Annotated in this window: 18 protein-coding genes and 2 pseudogenes; 13 read left to right on the forward strand and 7 right to left on the reverse strand. The window is 56.6% G+C overall.

Annotated features, from left to right (window positions below):
* Positions 1–228 precede the first annotated feature (228 nt).
* Positions 229–678, forward strand: a complete 450-nt coding sequence (locus GIB19_RS18795; protein ID WP_274887573.1) for a carboxymuconolactone decarboxylase family protein — start codon at positions 229–231, stop codon at positions 676–678.
* A gap of 234 nt (positions 679–912) precedes the next feature.
* Here the strand turns inward: GIB19_RS18795 and GIB19_RS18800 are convergent, their stop codons facing one another.
* From GIB19_RS18800 to GIB19_RS28275, 3 genes are all read right to left on the reverse strand, one after another.
* Positions 913–1,185 carry a PepSY domain-containing protein gene (locus GIB19_RS18800; protein ID WP_274887574.1) on the reverse strand — a complete coding sequence of 91 codons (273 nt, stop codon included), beginning with the start codon at positions 1,183–1,185 and terminating at the stop codon, positions 913–915.
* A 121-nt stretch (positions 1,186–1,306) separates the two neighbouring features.
* The gene (locus GIB19_RS18805; RefSeq protein WP_114942061.1) at positions 1,307–1,537 is read right to left on the reverse strand and encodes a hypothetical protein; all 231 of its coding nucleotides are present in this window, start codon (positions 1,535–1,537) and stop codon (positions 1,307–1,309) included.
* Between the two features lie 99 nt (positions 1,538–1,636).
* A complete protein-coding gene (locus tag GIB19_RS28275; RefSeq protein WP_342456466.1) occupies positions 1,637–2,323 on the reverse strand; it encodes an NUDIX hydrolase in 687 nt (228 codons plus the stop codon).
* Between GIB19_RS28275 and GIB19_RS18815 the strand changes: the two genes are divergently transcribed.
* On the forward strand, positions 2,261–2,551 hold the full coding sequence (locus GIB19_RS18815; protein ID WP_274887577.1) for a hypothetical protein: 291 nt from the start codon (positions 2,261–2,263) through the stop codon (positions 2,549–2,551). The genes GIB19_RS28275 and GIB19_RS18815 overlap by 63 nt on opposite strands.
* Before the next feature lie 293 nt (positions 2,552–2,844).
* Here GIB19_RS18815 and GIB19_RS18820 read toward each other — a convergent pair.
* Positions 2,845–3,134: pseudogene (locus GIB19_RS18820) on the reverse strand (hypothetical protein).
* Positions 3,135–3,346: 212 nt separating this feature from the next.
* On the reverse strand, positions 3,347–3,673 hold the full coding sequence (locus GIB19_RS18825; protein WP_274887578.1) for a hypothetical protein: 327 nt from the start codon (positions 3,671–3,673) through the stop codon (positions 3,347–3,349).
* Positions 3,674–3,968: 295 nt separating this feature from the next.
* Between GIB19_RS18825 and GIB19_RS18830 the strand changes: the two genes are divergently transcribed.
* Positions 3,969–4,784, forward strand: coding sequence for an alpha/beta fold hydrolase (locus GIB19_RS18830; RefSeq protein WP_274887579.1), 816 nt, complete (start codon positions 3,969–3,971; stop codon positions 4,782–4,784).
* Positions 4,774–5,959, forward strand: a pseudogene (locus GIB19_RS18835) (ATP-binding protein). The gene GIB19_RS18830 and the pseudogene GIB19_RS18835 overlap by 11 nt, the downstream one beginning before the upstream one ends.
* Positions 5,960–6,021: 62 nt before the next feature.
* Here GIB19_RS18835 and GIB19_RS18840 read toward each other — a convergent pair.
* On the reverse strand, positions 6,022–6,249 hold the full coding sequence (locus GIB19_RS18840; RefSeq protein ID WP_446731394.1) for a hypothetical protein: 228 nt from the start codon (positions 6,247–6,249) through the stop codon (positions 6,022–6,024).
* A 1,040-nt stretch (positions 6,250–7,289) separates the two neighbouring features.
* Here GIB19_RS18840 and GIB19_RS18845 point away from each other — a divergent pair.
* The 5 genes from GIB19_RS18845 to GIB19_RS18865 all read left to right on the forward strand — a co-directional run bounded on the left by GIB19_RS18845 (position 7,290) and on the right by GIB19_RS18865 (position 11,613).
* Positions 7,290–8,492: a zinc-dependent alcohol dehydrogenase gene (locus GIB19_RS18845; RefSeq protein WP_221100684.1), complete on the forward strand. Its 1,203-nt coding sequence runs from the start codon at positions 7,290–7,292 to the stop codon at positions 8,490–8,492.
* A 13-nt stretch (positions 8,493–8,505) separates the two neighbouring features.
* Complete coding sequence (locus tag GIB19_RS18850) at positions 8,506–8,739, forward strand: PLD nuclease N-terminal domain-containing protein (protein ID WP_064614504.1); 234 nt, start codon at positions 8,506–8,508, stop codon at positions 8,737–8,739.
* 33 nt (positions 8,740–8,772) lie between these two features.
* On the forward strand, positions 8,773–10,101 hold the full coding sequence (locus tag GIB19_RS18855; RefSeq protein ID WP_274887582.1) for an SDR family oxidoreductase: 1,329 nt from the start codon (positions 8,773–8,775) through the stop codon (positions 10,099–10,101).
* 83 nt (positions 10,102–10,184) lie between these two features.
* Positions 10,185–10,724 (forward strand): type 1 glutamine amidotransferase domain-containing protein, encoded by a 540-nt coding sequence (locus GIB19_RS18860; protein WP_221100614.1) that lies wholly within the window; start codon positions 10,185–10,187, stop codon positions 10,722–10,724.
* 31 nt (positions 10,725–10,755) lie between these two features.
* Complete coding sequence (locus GIB19_RS18865; RefSeq protein WP_274887584.1) at positions 10,756–11,613, forward strand: SDR family oxidoreductase; 858 nt, start codon at positions 10,756–10,758, stop codon at positions 11,611–11,613.
* A 30-nt stretch (positions 11,614–11,643) separates the two neighbouring features.
* Here the strand turns inward: GIB19_RS18865 and GIB19_RS18870 are convergent, their stop codons facing one another.
* A complete protein-coding gene (locus GIB19_RS18870) occupies positions 11,644–11,808 on the reverse strand; it encodes a hypothetical protein (RefSeq protein WP_221100612.1) in 165 nt (54 codons plus the stop codon).
* A 175-nt stretch (positions 11,809–11,983) separates the two neighbouring features.
* On the opposite strand from GIB19_RS18870, the gene GIB19_RS18875 reads away from it, so the two are divergent.
* From GIB19_RS18875 to GIB19_RS18890, 4 genes are all read left to right on the forward strand, one after another.
* Entirely contained in the window at positions 11,984–12,487 is a 504-nt protein-coding gene (locus GIB19_RS18875; protein ID WP_221100611.1) for a CinA family protein, read from the forward strand.
* 65 nt (positions 12,488–12,552) lie between these two features.
* Entirely contained in the window at positions 12,553–13,005 is a 453-nt protein-coding gene (locus GIB19_RS18880; RefSeq protein WP_274887586.1) for a hypothetical protein, read from the forward strand.
* A gap of 10 nt (positions 13,006–13,015) precedes the next feature.
* Positions 13,016–13,459: a DUF421 domain-containing protein gene (locus tag GIB19_RS18885; RefSeq protein ID WP_274887587.1), complete on the forward strand. Its 444-nt coding sequence runs from the start codon at positions 13,016–13,018 to the stop codon at positions 13,457–13,459.
* Between the two features lie 515 nt (positions 13,460–13,974).
* On the forward strand, positions 13,975–15,729 hold the full coding sequence (locus GIB19_RS18890; RefSeq protein ID WP_274887700.1) for a glycoside hydrolase family 15 protein: 1,755 nt from the start codon (positions 13,975–13,977) through the stop codon (positions 15,727–15,729).
* The last annotated feature ends 38 nt before the right edge of the window (positions 15,730–15,767 follow it).

Raw genomic sequence — 15,767 nt, forward strand, 5'->3', positions numbered from 1 at the left:
GGAAGGTACCGCCAAGGGTGTGGAGTCACTGAATACTGGGAGGGAAACAGGGTACGGTGAGGTGCAGACGTTCTTTGGTAGGGATAGCCATGGTGTGGATCAAGTCTGCACGCTTTAAGACCATCTTCGAATTCAAGCGTATAGGTTTGCACATCAACTGGGCGGTGTGCCGTCAAGCGGCAATCCGCATGTCACGCTTTTCATTGCTCAAAGAAAGGAAAAGAAATCATGAGTCGACTCAATTGGTTTGAAGCTTCGCCTAGTGCAGCCAAGGCCCTTGGCGGGCTGCATCATTTCGTGACCACCGCGACAAATTTGCCAGCCCCGTTGATTCACCTGGTGTTTCTCAGGGTGTCTCAAATCAACGGCTGCGCCCATTGCATCGATCTGCACTCACGCGATCTGATCAAAGCAGGTATATCAGTGGACAAGGTGCTGTTAGTACCGGTATGGCATGAAGCGCACTATTTGTTCTCGGATCAGGAGCGCTCAGCATTGGCCTGGGCAGAAGAAGTCACGCGTGTAAGCGAGACACATGTATCCGACGGAGCTTATGCAGCAGCATCAACGATGTTTGCAGAAAAGGATCTTGTCGACCTGACAGCGGCTATTGCCGCAATGAACGCTTTCAACCGTATGGGCGTCAGCTTCCGACTAAAGCCTGCGGCTAGAGCTTGATGGCATAGACATTTAATATGTTAAAGCATACTTTAGTGATCACCTAGATCGTCTCCTACAGTCGGGCTCTGTCTGTTAGCTGTCTTTCGAGGGTAGCAATTTTGGGTCAACACCTAGCGGTCGCGAACTAATACTATCGATACAGTGTATGAAACGCCGGAATGTACATGGCGATGTTGACAATAGAGGCCCGTGCATAGGAGCGGGCCGCTCAGAGAGCAACTCCCGCCTCGTTCAGTTCTCCAGTTCGTCGTTGATGATCTTACCGTCGTGAGTATCAACCTGGAATTCGTACTGCTTGCCGTCAGCCTTGATGCGCTCGCCTTCCCAGTGACCATCGTCGGCCTCGATCTTGGTGATCTGCGTGTAGCCGGCACCTTTCAGCGTCGCCACAGCCTGATCTTTGTTCACCTTCCAGTCAGCACCGGGCGTATCAGCCCATGCGGAAGAAGCGCCCATAGCACCAACCAATGCAAGGCCGGTGAAAAGTCGAGTCATCGCTTTCATCATTAACATCCTTTTTGTTGTGAATGTGAACATGCGACCTGGCCCTAACGAGCCGGGTTCAGGCGAAGAGTTCGTGTAGAAATTTCATCCGCACCCAGCCCAAGGAGGTGGGGTATCAGCATTACGCGGTGGAAACCTCTATCTGAGACAATCCAAGCAAATCGGCTTGAGCCAGGATGTCGTCAGGCGATGAATCAGCTGCAGGCAGTACAAGGCTGTTTTCACTATCCCCGAAGTGCAGCACGATCAGGTGCATTGCAGCCTCATGACGTCTGAGCTCGTCCTGCTCCAACTCCAGTCGGTAACTCTTCGGCTCTTCAGCCAAGCGATATTGAATGTTGTACGTGGCCATGCTCACCTCAAGGTTTACGGGACTACGAAACCTGACCACCAGGACAACAATCTGTTCCTATGAGGATTGGGCCGCTGGGTTAATACCTGGTCATGTCTGCTACTCGACGATTTGCTGATCGAATGGGGCAAGCGACGAGAGATCCCTCGATAGCAGCGCAGCTGCTGTGGGCTTAAGCATGGTCGGGCTCAGCTGAGCCCACTCTACCCACCTGCAGGCCTCGATCCGCTTTCCTAAGACAACCCGGCAGCCATCAGGTACCTCAGTGGAAAAGAGGTGGTGGAGGATTTTCCCCACTTGGACGGTGCCAGTACCGTGCAGACCGGAGCAATGCAGCGATAGCTCACTCCAAAGCTCGCGCGCAGCTGCAACGATTGGCGCCTCACCTGCAGCGAGTGCCCCACTCGGAAACTTCCACTTGGCGCCCTTTCTGCGCACAAGCAGAACCTTGTCGTTGTGGGTACAGATAATAGTGGCTTTGGCTCTGACTGGGCGATGCTTGGATACGCTCATGACAAATCGCACCTCGATAACGCGCGACATCCTGAACGCTGATGTGACCTTCCATACGATGGATGACCTGACGGATTGAAGTTCAGTTCCGACCAGCATTTTGACGGCTCGAATTACTACCTGCTTTGGAATGTCTCGAAACGTTTGAAAGCTCCGGAGTAGAAAGGACGAGCTAGGCTTGCCGTATGGAGATGTGACGAGGGGCCAAGGATGCGACATCGAGGAGCAGTATTTTGGGCTTGGGCAGATCCTGCCTTGCAACACCATTCGCATCTGGAGTCGCTAGCTGACGGAGCTTGGCTAGACATCCAGGTTCGGCTATCTCGCACTGGCGATACTCAACTGTTTATCGGGATCTACGAGCAATCCGGCCTAGCACGTGTTGAGGAAGCCTATGCAAAGCGGCCAGGTGAGACAGTAACTCGAGCAATGGCGTGGGGCGCTCGCAGAGGTCGGGCACTCGCTGAAACAGGCTCTCAAAGCAAAGCAGGCACTGTTTAGGTCGAAGGAGGGAATCCCATGATTGATCCGATCATGCAGCTAGACGCTGAGTTAGAGTGGCTGGGTCAGATCGCAGACGAGCTCGAACGGGAGGTAGCTATCTGCCCTCTTACTCGGCCAACGCTGATCGCGTGGCTAACGGAGTGGGCAGCAAGGCCTGACGGAAAGGCAGGATTGAAGCGGGAGATCCCTCACCTTCCCCAGGCCTTGAAGTCGGCCTACGCAGAGTGGATTCATCACGGTGGGGGTCGCTGATATTACTGCCAGCGACCACCAATCCGTTGCCTAGGCTTTTACGCTACATGCTTCTCGGCAGGACGCTGCTCGGTCGCCAAGCATCTGGCTCTACCTACCCCCCATGCCAACGCGCGTGTCATCGACTCACCCGGGCGAGAGTCGTAAGCCTCTTCGTGAAGAGCCATCCCTGAGCCGGCATAGACGCCAATGAACAACTGCGTATGGCCCGTCCGCGACAGCCGCACCTGGATGTCCATGCTTGTGCCGTTGTCCAAAGTTTCATCGTGAGTTCTATGGTGGAGCGATGGTCAGCCCATTTCCAAAACACATCACCGCGAATCCGCATGCCGCCCTCCTACGACTTTAGTCTTATATGTGGGGTGCCTCTACCATAGCGCAGCGAAGCCGAATCGGCATAACCACCGAGCGGATTATGGATCCGAAATATGACGGGATGTGAATGGTGGAGAAGCAGAACCGAGCGGCTAATTGGCTTCGAGGTACCCCACCCTTTTAAAAGCCTTCTCAAGGTTGCTCCTGAGTGCCGACGTACACCACCTACCAACAGTAATCAGCGCTCCATGTGATCAGCCTGGCAGCATCCAGCTCCACCTGCCGTCCGCGCTTTCTCATCACAATTCTCGTCTCCGCCGCCAGATGCAGGCTCGCATCATCAGCGTTGGGTAGCTGAGTTTCCCGAGCTGAACCAGCTTGACTGTGCACCGTGATTTGCCGCGAGCGCAGTGCTTCATAGGCAGTGCGCAACAAGCGCCGAGCGAGACCTCGGTCTTTCGCTGAGCCTGCATCGCTTCCTATGACCAGACAGGCCGCCGCGAATACCTCGGCAATCAACTGCTCAGCCTGATCTTGGTTCTGATGTGGCATGGCATCTTCTTCCGTTTTCCGAGGAGAGCTTTGTGTTGCTTTGATGAGACAACTGACAAAGATTTTAGAGGGCAAACCTCCGCTACCTCCGTTTGTGAATCTGCATTGCCGGCCCCGCTTGGCCTGGTCTCATAGAGAAAACGACCAACGAGGCAGCATTTTGTTCGCTCGAAACGACTTCCTAACCTGCAAGGAGTGTCAGTAGTGGACTGCAAGATCTTGCCCTTTCGATTGTCTCGGCGGCACTATCATTCTCTTGGAGCCAACGCCTCTTGGCCGAGCGGAGAATCGATCCATGGACATTCAGCGCAGGAACAACGTCAGAGTCCATGGCGAAGGTACTTCGACTTTGGTCTTCTCTCACGGCTTCGGCTGCGATCAGACTATGTGGCATTACCTGTTCCAGCACTTCACCAACCGCTTCCGTGTAGTGTTGTATGACTTGGTCGGCGCAGGCAGATCAGATCTGGATGCGTATGAAAGTGGGAAATACGATTCACTGGCCGCTTACGCACAAGACCTGAACGACGTCATAGATCACTTTGGGCGCGTCCCTGTAATCGTTGTCGGCCACTCGGTGAGTGCGATGATCGGCGCACTAGCCGACCGTCTTTCCCCGAATCGCATAGCCGCTCATGTCATGGTTGGGCCCTCTCCGTGCTATATCGATTCTGATGGCTATGTGGGTGGGTTCAAGCTCGAAGACATTCACTCGCTCCTTCACACCTTGGACAGCAACTATCTGGGATGGTCGAGCGCGATGGCCCCTACCATCATGGGTTCACCAGGGCAGCCAGCCCTAGGCGACGAGCTTACAAATAGTTTCTGCCGCACAGATCCGGAGATCGCGAAGCAATTTGCTCGGCTGACCTTCTTATCCGACAACCGCGAAGACATCGCCGGGCTGGATACACCGACGCTCATCCTGCAGTCTTCCGATGACATGATTGCGCCGTTAACCGTGGGCGAGTACATGCATGCACAGTTGCCCAATAGTGTCCTTCATCTCGTAAATAACGTGGGGCATTGCCCGCACATGAGCGCTCCAGAAGCGTGTGCGGAAGCCATGGACAACTTCCTTCAGCCCTGGGTAAGCAAAGATGTCGATTGATAAGCCTCCGGCTCCCGACTTCGAGGATCTTTTCGACGGTGCCCCTTGTGGCCTGGTTGTCACCGACGAAGACGGCACCATCCTGCGCAGCAATCGGATTTTCAGCCTTTGGATGGGCATCAGCCAAGAAGCTCTTACCCAGCGTAGGTTTCAAGATCTCCTGACAATGGGCGGAAAAATCTTCCATCAGAGCCACTGGGCGCCACTAATGCGCATGCAGGGCTCCGTTGCAGAGGTAAAACTTGACCTCAAAAACGCGAGCGAGCAGACAGTCTGCCATGCTGCTCAATGGCGTGAGGCGCGAGCATGCCGATGGCGTTTATTACGAACTGGCGCTGTTCGGGACGACTGATCGGGACAACTATGAGCGCGAGATTGTGGAGTCACGCCAACGCGCCGAAAAGCTGCTATGGGAAAAAACAAGCGCAGAGGCAGCTTTACTGCAGGCAAAGGTGGAGCTAGATCACGCTTATGAAAAATCCCAACAGAGGGCTTTCTTTGCTGAACAAATGGTCGCTATCGCAAGCCATGACCTCAAGAATCCCCTCACCGCGATCAAAATGGCCGCAGACCTCTTGGTAAGAGGAGCACGTTCTCCAAGAGACACAGAATTACTGGGCCAAATCAGCCAGTCATCCGAGCGTGCTCAGCGGATGATCGCAGATCTTTTGGACTTTGCATTGGCTAGGGTAGGTCGTGGAATCGGCATCACGCGAAGGACAGTTAATCTGTACATGGTCATTGAGCGAAGCGTAGACGAGCTACGTGTAGCCTTCCCCCAGGCAAGAATGATCCATGAGCAGGTAGGGGTAGGTTTGGCAGAGGTCGACTCTGACAGAATGCATCAGATTGTTGGAAACTTGGTGGCTAACAGTGTGGCTTACGGGGATCTTGACCAGCCCATAAAAGTCACGTCTACCCTGCAGGGGGATATAGCCATGCTATCGGTTCATAACCTGGGTAACGCTATACCCGAATCTTCGCTGGGTACCCTCTTTGAACCGATGACGAGAGTGAGCGACCTGGACACAGATCTTAGAAGCGTAGGTCTGGGCTTGTTCATCGTCAGGGAAATAGCCAAGGCCCATGGCGGCGATGTGGCCGTCAACTCCACGAACGAAATGGGTACGTCATTTTGTGTGAGTTTCCCCGTACCGGTACTCCGCCCCCAATAGACGCACCACCCTGCTAAACACCTGGTCGGCGCTTCTCCTCTCGGATGAGCTGTTAGCCGACCTCAGACACTCCCAGCAGCGTCCGTTGAATTCGTATCGGGTGGATTATTGCGGTTGGTGCATTCGTACTCAGCGTCGGCACGTGTCGGCAGACGCAGGATCAGCCGCGTTTTCTCTTGGTTATCATAAAGATCGAACCCCACCTCCAATGCACGCGGGAAGCCAATACGCCTAGGAAAATGCTCTTTTCCAGCAGGGAAAGCGGGAACCACAACGAAGCGCTTCAGCATGGCCACCCTCAACCTACAGTTCTTTAGCATTAATCTTCCTGTAGGAAGAATGTCTGCAATTCAAAGTTCATTTTCTTTGGTGAGGCGGCGTGGATGAAGGCCACGGACAGCTACCGGACTCACCAGATATCCGACGGCAACAACACCTACGCGATGACAACCCAAAAGGCCGATTTAAGGGCAATAGCCGTGACTCGAGATGCCATTTTGGTGGCCACCGCCGACTATCGCTTTCCAATACCCTCGAGCATTGAATGGGGTTAATCTCTCGCCGCTTTTGCGCATCCCCCTCACCGACCGGATTTCTGGAGTAGCTATACGTGGAATGCTGCAACATTGGTGCTGCCGCAATACTGGCTTGGCGTAACCGTTTTTTGAGGGCAGGTTCACTCGGGGAGGATGAATACGAGAGTGCGTGCCGTAGCGCTGAAGATCTGGAATTATCCGGGATGATCAGTCGTAGACAATGGGTTCATCTGGTGAGGCAAAGCCAACGCTGCGCTTCTCAACTTTGATGAGACCCGAGCGGCCTGACAAGCCATCCACTGTAGCAGAATAATGAACGGGAGCGAGGTTCACGAGCCAAATACCTAAACCAGTCACAGCATGACTAAATAGGTAGAAACCCATGGCTGAACCAAAGGAAACCACCGATCTCCCCCTTGATCCCTATGTTGATCCAATACCGCACAACCCTGGAGAACCCGTCCCGCAACCTGAAACTGAGGCTCCTGATTGGCCCGAGGGTCAGGTACCCCCAGAGGAGCAATCTGATGGTTGAGCTGTCACGCTAGTCTATCGGTCGCTGCCAGTCAGGCGCCTCTCCCACACCGATAACAAGCTCGCACTTCATCTTCCTCCCCGCTGAGCAGCCGGGAGAAGCGCCGACTCTACAGCAGGCCACCGTGAGCCGTCCGGCTGTCACCGCGCTCAAAGCAGTAATGACTACCATCGGACTTGTTGGTCTGAACTTTGCCGACTGTCATGGCTTCCCCTGCATACCTATCACGGAAATATGCGACTGCAGGAGCTGGCCACCAATGAGAGCACTGACCTACCACGGAGCAAACGACGTCAGGGTCGATAACGTTCCTGATCCCATCCTCGAGGAAGCAGACGACATCATCCTCAGGGTCACCGCCACAGCCATTTGCGGCTCTGACTTGCATCTCTACCGAGGCAAAATTCCAGAAACCGAAGCGGGTGATATCTTCGGCCATGAGTTCATGGGGATCGTTGAAGACACCGGCAGCGCCGTCACTAATCTGCAGATCGGCGACCGGGTGGTGATTCCCTTCGTTATCGCTTGTGGCAACTGCTTCTTCTGTCAGCACGATCTGTTTGCCGCCTGCGAAACCACCAACACTGGGCGCGGCTCAATCATCAACAAGAAGGGCATTCCGCCAGGCGCCGCGCTGTTTGGATACAGCCATCTCTATGGCGGTATCCCTGGCGGTCAAGCTGACTACGTCAGAGTACCCAAAGGTAACGTCGGCCCGTTCAAAGTCCCTACCGACCTCGCCGATGACAAGGTGCTTTTCCTGTCCGATATTCTGCCCACCGCGTGGCAAGCGGTCATCAATGCCGAGATTGGCCAGGGTTCATCGGTGGCCATCTATGGCGCCGGGCCGGTGGGGTTGCTGAGTGCCGCCTGTGCACGAATGCTCGGTGCGCAGACCATTTTCATGGTCGATGACAACGATTACCGACTGGCATATGCCCGGGACGCTTATGGGGTTGTCCCCATCAACTTCGAGAAGGACGACGATCCTGCAGACAGCATCATCCGTCAGACGCCAGGCATGCGCGGCGTTGACGCGGTGATCGACGCGGTCGGCTTCGAGGCCAAAGGCAGCACTGCCGAAACGGTGATGACGGCACTGAAGATTGAAGGCAGCAGTGGCAAAGCGCTGCGCCAGAGCATTGCTGCCGTGCGTCGTGGCGGCGTTGTCAGCGTCCCGGGTGTGTACGCCGGCTTTATCCATGCATTCATGTTCGGCGATGCCTTCGACAAGGGACTTACCTTCAAGATGGGCCAGACCCATGTTCAGAAATACCTACCCGAACTGCTGGAGCACATCGAAGCAGGACGCCTGCAACCGGAACTAATCGTCACCCACCGCCTGGCACTCGAAGAAGCGGCCATGGGCTACAAGATGTTCGATCAAAAGCAAGATAACTGCCGCAAGGTCATCCTGGTGCCAGGCGCTGCGGCGGGCACCCTAGGCCCTGACTACGTGTAGAGGAGCCAAGGTCATGAACGGTCTCGCCAGTTACTTCTGGATTGCCGTGGCGGCAATTCTCTTACTCATCGACCTGTGGGCCATCGTGAGCGTATTCAGGAGCGACAAGACGGATGCGGTCAAGGCCGCCTGGGCGCTGCTGATCGTGGCGCTACCGCTTGTTGGACTGGGTATCTGGGGCGTTGCTGGCCCGCGAGGCATCAAGCGAGGCTCTGGGCCCACTTCAGACGAGCACAGTAAAGGCTGACATTTCTGAGCACCACCTATAGGGGGTTGCAACATGATTGATCAAGCGACAGGCATGAAATTAGGCGAACGCTACAGCGTAGAGAACGTCGAGCGCGCCCATCAATTTCCCGGTTTCTTTCTGGATGGAAAATACTACCTTGGCCCTGAACTGCTGACGGCTGTCGGCTGGCTCGAAGGGACAAAGTTCATCTATGACAGCCTGGATGCGCAAGGCGAGCCAGTCTTCCCGGATCGAGTGGCAGGTACCATCGAGGGGCTGAAATTAGTGCTGATTGACGGCACCGCCCTTAAGCTTTCGAGGATAGAAGCCAGTTCCATCCTCGCGTCTGCGACTAACGAGCCGGAGCAAGATTCACCGCCAGCCGAGCAGTCACGCCCAGCACCGACAAAAGGCCCGTTGCGCGGCAAAGTGGTGGTCATCACCGGCGCTTCAAGCGGCATAGGCAGGGCCGCCGCGCATGCGTTTGCCTGCAAAGGTGCTCGCCTGGTGCTGGCCGCACGCGATGAAGAAGCGCTGTTCGATGTTTTGGACGAGTGTACCGATTGCGGGACGGACGCCGTGGCAATCACCACCGACATGACCCGCAGCGACCAGGTGCAAGCGCTGGCCGTGCAGGCAGCCGCATTTGGTCAGGGAAGGATCGATATCTGGGTCAACAACGCCGGCGTTGGCGCAGTCGGCAATTTCGAGGACACGCCATTGGAGGCCCATGAGCAGGTCATTCAGACCGACCTGGTCGGTTACCTGCGTGGCGCCCATGTGGCCCTGCCGTACTTCAAGGCTCAACGCAGCGGCACTCTGATCAACACGCTGTCACTGGGAAGTTGGATTGCCCAGCCCTATGCGGCGGCCTACTCGGCAAGCAAATTCGGCCTGCGTGGCCTGACCGACGCACTGCGGGGAGAGCTGACGGAATTTCCCGAAATCCATGTCTGCGACATCTACCCCGCGGTCATGGACACGCCGGGGTTCAGAGATGGTGGCAACTACACTGGCCACGCCCTGACCCCGCCTGGGCCGATCTACGATGCCGAGTTGGTGGCAAAGGCCATGGTGGCATGCGCTATTTCCCCTCGTGCGCACACTACAGTCGGCGCCGCCGCCCGCGTCGCCCATCTGGCCAGCTTCCTGGTTCCAGGACTACCGCTGCTTTCCGGATGGCTGACACGCTGGGGCTTAAACCGCAGTCCCAGTGCAGCGATTTCATCGGGCAATCTGTTCGAGCCACCCAGTAGCCGACGCAGCGTGGACGGCGGCTGGCGAAACCGCAAAGACAACAAGCCGTTGTTAGTGAGTGCGGCAGTCCTCGGCATCATTGCCGGGTTAGTCATTACCCGCACGCAACGGCGGCGCCGCTGATTTGAACCACTCAGCATCGCGCAGGAACTTTGCCTGCTGGTGCCGGCCCCTATATGAGTTCTATCGGTACGAGGAGAAGAACGATGAGTGCACAACTGAACGGCAAGCGCGTGGCCTTTCTGGTCACCGATGGCTTCGAGCAAGTAGAGCTGACGGGCCCGCGTGAAGCCTTGGAAAACAGCGGTGCGGTGGTCGATATTCTAGGCGAAAAGGAAGGTGTGGTTCGTGGCTGGAACCATGACAAGCCCGGCGACGAATTCGCAGTTGATGCGACATTCGACGGTGCCGACCTCAACCTCTACGACGCATTGGTGCTGCCTGGGGGCGTGCAGAATTCCGACACCATCCGCCTGATCCACGGTGCGCAAAAGCTGGTGAAGAGCCATGACGCGGCTGGCAAGCCGCTGGCCGTCATCTGTCACGGTGCCTGGCTGCTGGTGTCCAGTGGTTTGGCCAAGGGCAAACGGATGACCAGCTACAAGACACTGCAGGACGACATTCGTAATGCGGGTGGCAATTGGGTGGATGAGCAGGTGGTGGTGGACGGCAACCTGATCACCAGCCGCCAGCCCGACGATATTCCGGCCTTTAATGAGCAGTTGATCAAGGCATTGGCCGGCTGATTTCGCGTTCGAAACTGCAGGAGCTTTCACCATGAGCGAGTACCCTACCCCTCCATTCCCGTCGCAACCGCAAAGCGTTCCAGGCTCACTACGCAAGATGGAGCCCTATCCAGACTGTGGTGAGCAGACCTACACCGGCAACAATCGGCTGGAAGGCAAAATCGCCTTGATCACCGGCGGCGATAGCGGCATCGGGCGCGCAGTTGCTATTGCCTATGCTCGGGAGGGCGCTGACATTGCCATTTCCTACCTGGATGAACACGAAGATGCGCAAGAAACCGCGCGCTGGGTTGAGGCTGCTGGCCGCCAATGCCTGTTGCTGCCAGGCGACCTAGCGCAGAAACAGCACTGCTTTGACATCGTCGACAAGACCGTGGAGCAGTTTGGTCGTATCGATATTCTGGTCAACAATGCCGCGTTCCAGATGGCTCATGAGGGCCTGGAAGAGATTGACGATGATGAATGGGTAAAGACCTTCGATACCAACATCACCGCCATTTTCCGGATTTGCCAGCGCGCGTTACCCTCAATGCCCAAAGGCGGTTCGATCATCAACACCAGCTCCGTCAACTCTGACGACCCATCACCCAGCCTGTTGGCATATGCCGCCACTAAGGGAGCCATTGCCAATTTCACTGCGGGCCTGGCTCAATCACTTGGCAAGAAAGGCATTCGGGTCAATAGCGTGGCGCCCGGCCCGATCTGGACACCGTTGATTCCTGCCACTATGCCCGATGAAGCCGTCAGGAACTTCGGTTCGAGCTACCCGATGGGGCGGCCAGGACAACCTGTGGAAGTAGCGCCAATCTACGTCCTGTTGGGATCCGATGAAGCGAGTTACATCTCGGGCTCACGATATGGAGTAACCGGCGGCAAACCCATCCTCTGAAGGTATTCCTGAGGCCAGATATCACTGGCCTCAGTGCTTCTTCTCCCCTTCATGCCGCGCTGTTTTCTGCGCGGTCGAGTCATGATCAGTGCCTGACGAGCCATCCGGTCGATGCGCATCGTTGTCGCGTTCTTCTTCACCCTGAGTTTTTGACGGGGCCTGCGGTTTATGCCCGGCGTCGGTGTGCTTTTTCATGGCCTACCCTACCCTTATCAAATAGCGGTTCGGAGCATGGCTCCGTGTTCCCTACAGTGATGTCAGCACGAGCATTAAAGTTCAGGTTAAGAAACCAAGCGAACCTACGCTAAACCGGTGAACCATTTACCTGACGGATACGTCCACCGCAAAAGAACAACGAGTCGACACCAAGATGGCAAGTGACCCCGTACTGGCCGTGCTCGGCTATCTCAAAGACCACCACCTGGTACTCACCACTGCCGAGTCATGTACAGCAGGCTGCATGGTCGCTTTGCTGGCGGCCTTCCCTGGTACTGGCGAGGTACTGGAAAGCGGCTATGTCGTGTATTCGCCTACCGCCAAGAAGCGTCTGCTAGGGGTAAGTCCGGAAACCATCGAACGGTACGGGCTGACCAGCGAGCCAGTTGCCTGGGAAATGGCGCTAGGGGCATTGAAGGACAGCGATGCCAACGTCGTTATTGCAACGACCGGTGTAGCCGGGCCTGGCCCAGCATCCGGGGTTTTACCCGGCACGCTGTGCTTCGCGTGGGCGTTCGCCGGCGAGCCGATTGCCGTGTTTACCCGAACCCAGCGTTTTTTGGGTGAGCGAGCGCAGGTCATGCATGACGGCGCCGTCTATGGGCTCACCCGCCTGATCCATTATCACGAGCGCTGGCTACGTGGGGAGCGCGCCTGAGGGCTAAAAATGTGACGGATGATGAACTGGTGTCCAGGCAGCACCCTGTCCAGGAAGACATGGCCATGCAACAGCGCGTTTGGCGCTTCGAACGCGTGGGTTGGTACGTGCTGGTGGTCATTGTCTTACTTGGGTTGGCCGGCGTCTTCGGCAACGGCCCGCTCAGCAATGCCCAGGTCACAAGCGCAGATGGCCGTTTGCATGTCGAGTATCAACGCCTCAGCCGTAGCGGCACGACTGACTCCCTGCGCATCACGGTTCGCGGTAGCGCCCGAGAACCCATCATGGTGCTACTCGATGGTTCACTACTGCGCGAAGCCAGTATCGAAACCCTGCAACCCCAACCACAAGCCTCGCTCTCACAGGGCAAGGCCATTCTGCTGCAACTGGGTACCAGCGAGGATGGTATTGCCACGCTCTACCTCACCGTGCGCAGCGAGTCTGTGGGCACCCTTGAAGGTATCGTGCGTGCAGGCCCATCCAGCGCTGTCCACTTCACCACTTTCCTATTCCCTTGAGGAGCGAGTGATGGATTCGATCCTCCGCGCAGCCGGCATGTACGTCGCATTGATGCTGTTGTTTCGCGTCGCCGGCAGACGCTCACTGGCCGACCTGACCACCTTTGACTTCGTCCTGTTACTGATCATCGGCGAAGCGACCCAGCAGGCTTTGCTGGGCGATGACTTTTCCTTCACCAACGCCATGTTGGTCATTGCGACGCTGATAGTGCTGGATGTCGGGCTGTCGCTCGCAAAACTTAATTCCAAGCCCTTGGCGCGGCTGCTGGACGGCCACGCAACGCTAGTCGTCGAGCATGGCCGATTTCTTCACCATCGCATGCGTAGAGTTCGGCTCACGGAAGACGACATCCTCGAATCGGCCCGGGACAGCCAAGGGCTCGAAAAAGTAGAGCAGATCAAATTTGCCATCGTCGAGCGCAATGGGAAGATTTCGATCATACCCGACGAGTGAGTACGCTCTTATGCCTGCGCTGATTTAAGTGACGAGGATGGCATGATGAGGTTCGATAGCGGGGATGGACACACAACTGCGCCGGGTCGTGAGCCACTTCCGCATCCGTAGGGTGTCGAAGATTTGCCCCTCTTCCATCATCACCAGAACGAGCGTTTGGGACATGCGATAGCTCCCGCACTGCGAGCAATGGCGCTCCTCCCAACCCGCAACACATTCAACGGACTCAGCATTTCCGGCGCAAATCAGACAAGTCATGAAGCCTCCTTTTGCTGTTGTTAGTAGGAGGGTTGAAGTCAGGCGACTGGCGCCTGTGACGCTATTGAGAGTTCGATGGCCATTTGAAATTCCCTTTATTGTGAATCCGTGAAAAGCGCGCGAGCTGGAAACTGAGACGAACTCTGCATTCGACGGCTATGTCCGAACAGGACAACCTACCTCGGATGCGTCGCGTGGCAATTACATCGGTCGATGGATGGCAACACGGGGAGCCTCAGCGGGATGAAGGCGGCTGGTTGTTGCTGGAGGAGTACGGAGCGCTCGGCGATGGGCGCTCTGTAGCCTTGATTGGCCTGGATGGATCCATCGACTGGTGGTGTGTCCCCCATATGGATTCGCCTCCGCTGTTCGACCGATTACTCGCGCCCCATTCAGGTGGGTTCTTTTCCATTACGCCTTGCGAAAACTACCGCGCAGAACGCCGTTACCTTCCAGACAGTAATGTACTGGAGACACTGTTCGTCACGCCCAGTGGCCGGGCCCGGCTGACCGAGTCACTCAACAGCGGGCCAGCGGGCCGTTTGCCATGGGCAGAACTCGCCAGACGCATTGAGGGTATCGAAGGGCAAGTCGATTTCAACATCGCCATCGACTTTGGCACCCAAGCCGACACCGTCAGCCCCTACCTTGCACCGAACGACAACGGCTGCGTTTTCCATGCCGGACACATACTCGGTATGTTCATCCACGACGCCCAGGTGCGTATTGATCGCAAGGACGATATGGGCGTCAGGGCATTCGTCAGCGTTGGCCAAGGACAAAGAACCGTACTGGCTATCGTCGCGGGACGGGATGAGCCGTTGGTGCTTCCCCCGCTCGAACTCATCGACGAACGTATCGATGGCTCCCACCGTGAGTGGCAGCAATGGTCGAAAGGCCTGATCTACGACGGCCCGTTCAAATCGCTGGTTGTCCGCAATGCGCTGGCATTGAAGCTTCTGCTGTCCTCACCGAGCGGCGCGATCATGGCGGCAGGCACCTCGTCACTGCCTGAGCGAATAGGCGGGAACAAGAACTTCGATTACCGCTTCGCCTGGATCCGGGATGCCGGCTATACCATCGAAGCCTTCCTCGCTATCGGCGCGCAGCCTGAGGCCAAGGCAGCCTTCACCTGGCTGCTGAATCGGCTAGGTGAACATGGCCCACGTGTGTTTTATACACTCGACGGTGCAATCGGAGAGTGCACCCACCCGGTAGACCTGCCGGGTTACAAAAACTCGCCACCGGTGGTGGGTAACGACGCTCGCGACCAGCTCCAGCATGGAGTATTCGGCGACATATTCGAGACCGCCCGCTGCTTTATCGACAGCGGCAATATCCTCGATGCGACCAGCGCGATGATCCTCTCTGGGCTGGCCGATCAATGCGCCGACAGCTGGAGGCAGGCCGACGCCGGTATCTGGGAGCTACACGAGAAACGGCATTACACCTTGTCCAAGATCAGCTGCTGGCAGGCGCTGAGTCGGGCCATAGAGTTGGCAGATGGCGGCCACCTGCCGACCACCTGCCGTGAACGGTGGCACCGGGAGCGTCAGCGTATCCAGGCGTGGGTAGAGGAACATTGCTGGAACGAGAAACGCCAAGCCTACGTGTTCTACGCGGGCAGCGACCGCCTGGATGCGTCCATCGCACTCGCAGTGCGTTTCGGCTATCCCTCGCGGCCACGCCTGGATAGCACCCTCGAAGCCATACAGGCGGAATTGGGGACAGGGCCCTTTCACTACCGATTCAGTCAGGCCAGTGAAGAGGAAGGTTGCTTCCTGGCCTGTACTTTCTGGCTCATCGAAGCTTGGGCATTGATAGGTCAATGCGACCGCGCAGAAGACGCCTTCCACCGTGCGGTGAACGGCCTTGATCACGGCGTCGGCATTTACTCCGAAATGGTTGATCCAGCCACCGGTCAGTTTCTTGGCAATCTGCCGCAGGGCTTGACCCATCTCGCGGCATTGCGCGCCGCACTGGCGATAGGGGGGCAAGGGCCAGAGCGCTAAAACAGATCTGCCCTACGCATCATCATTGAACCCTGCCG

Source organism: Pseudomonas sp. ITEM 17296 (assembly GCF_028895205.1).
Classification (GTDB): Bacteria; Pseudomonadota; Gammaproteobacteria; order Pseudomonadales; family Pseudomonadaceae; genus Aquipseudomonas; species Aquipseudomonas kermanshahensis.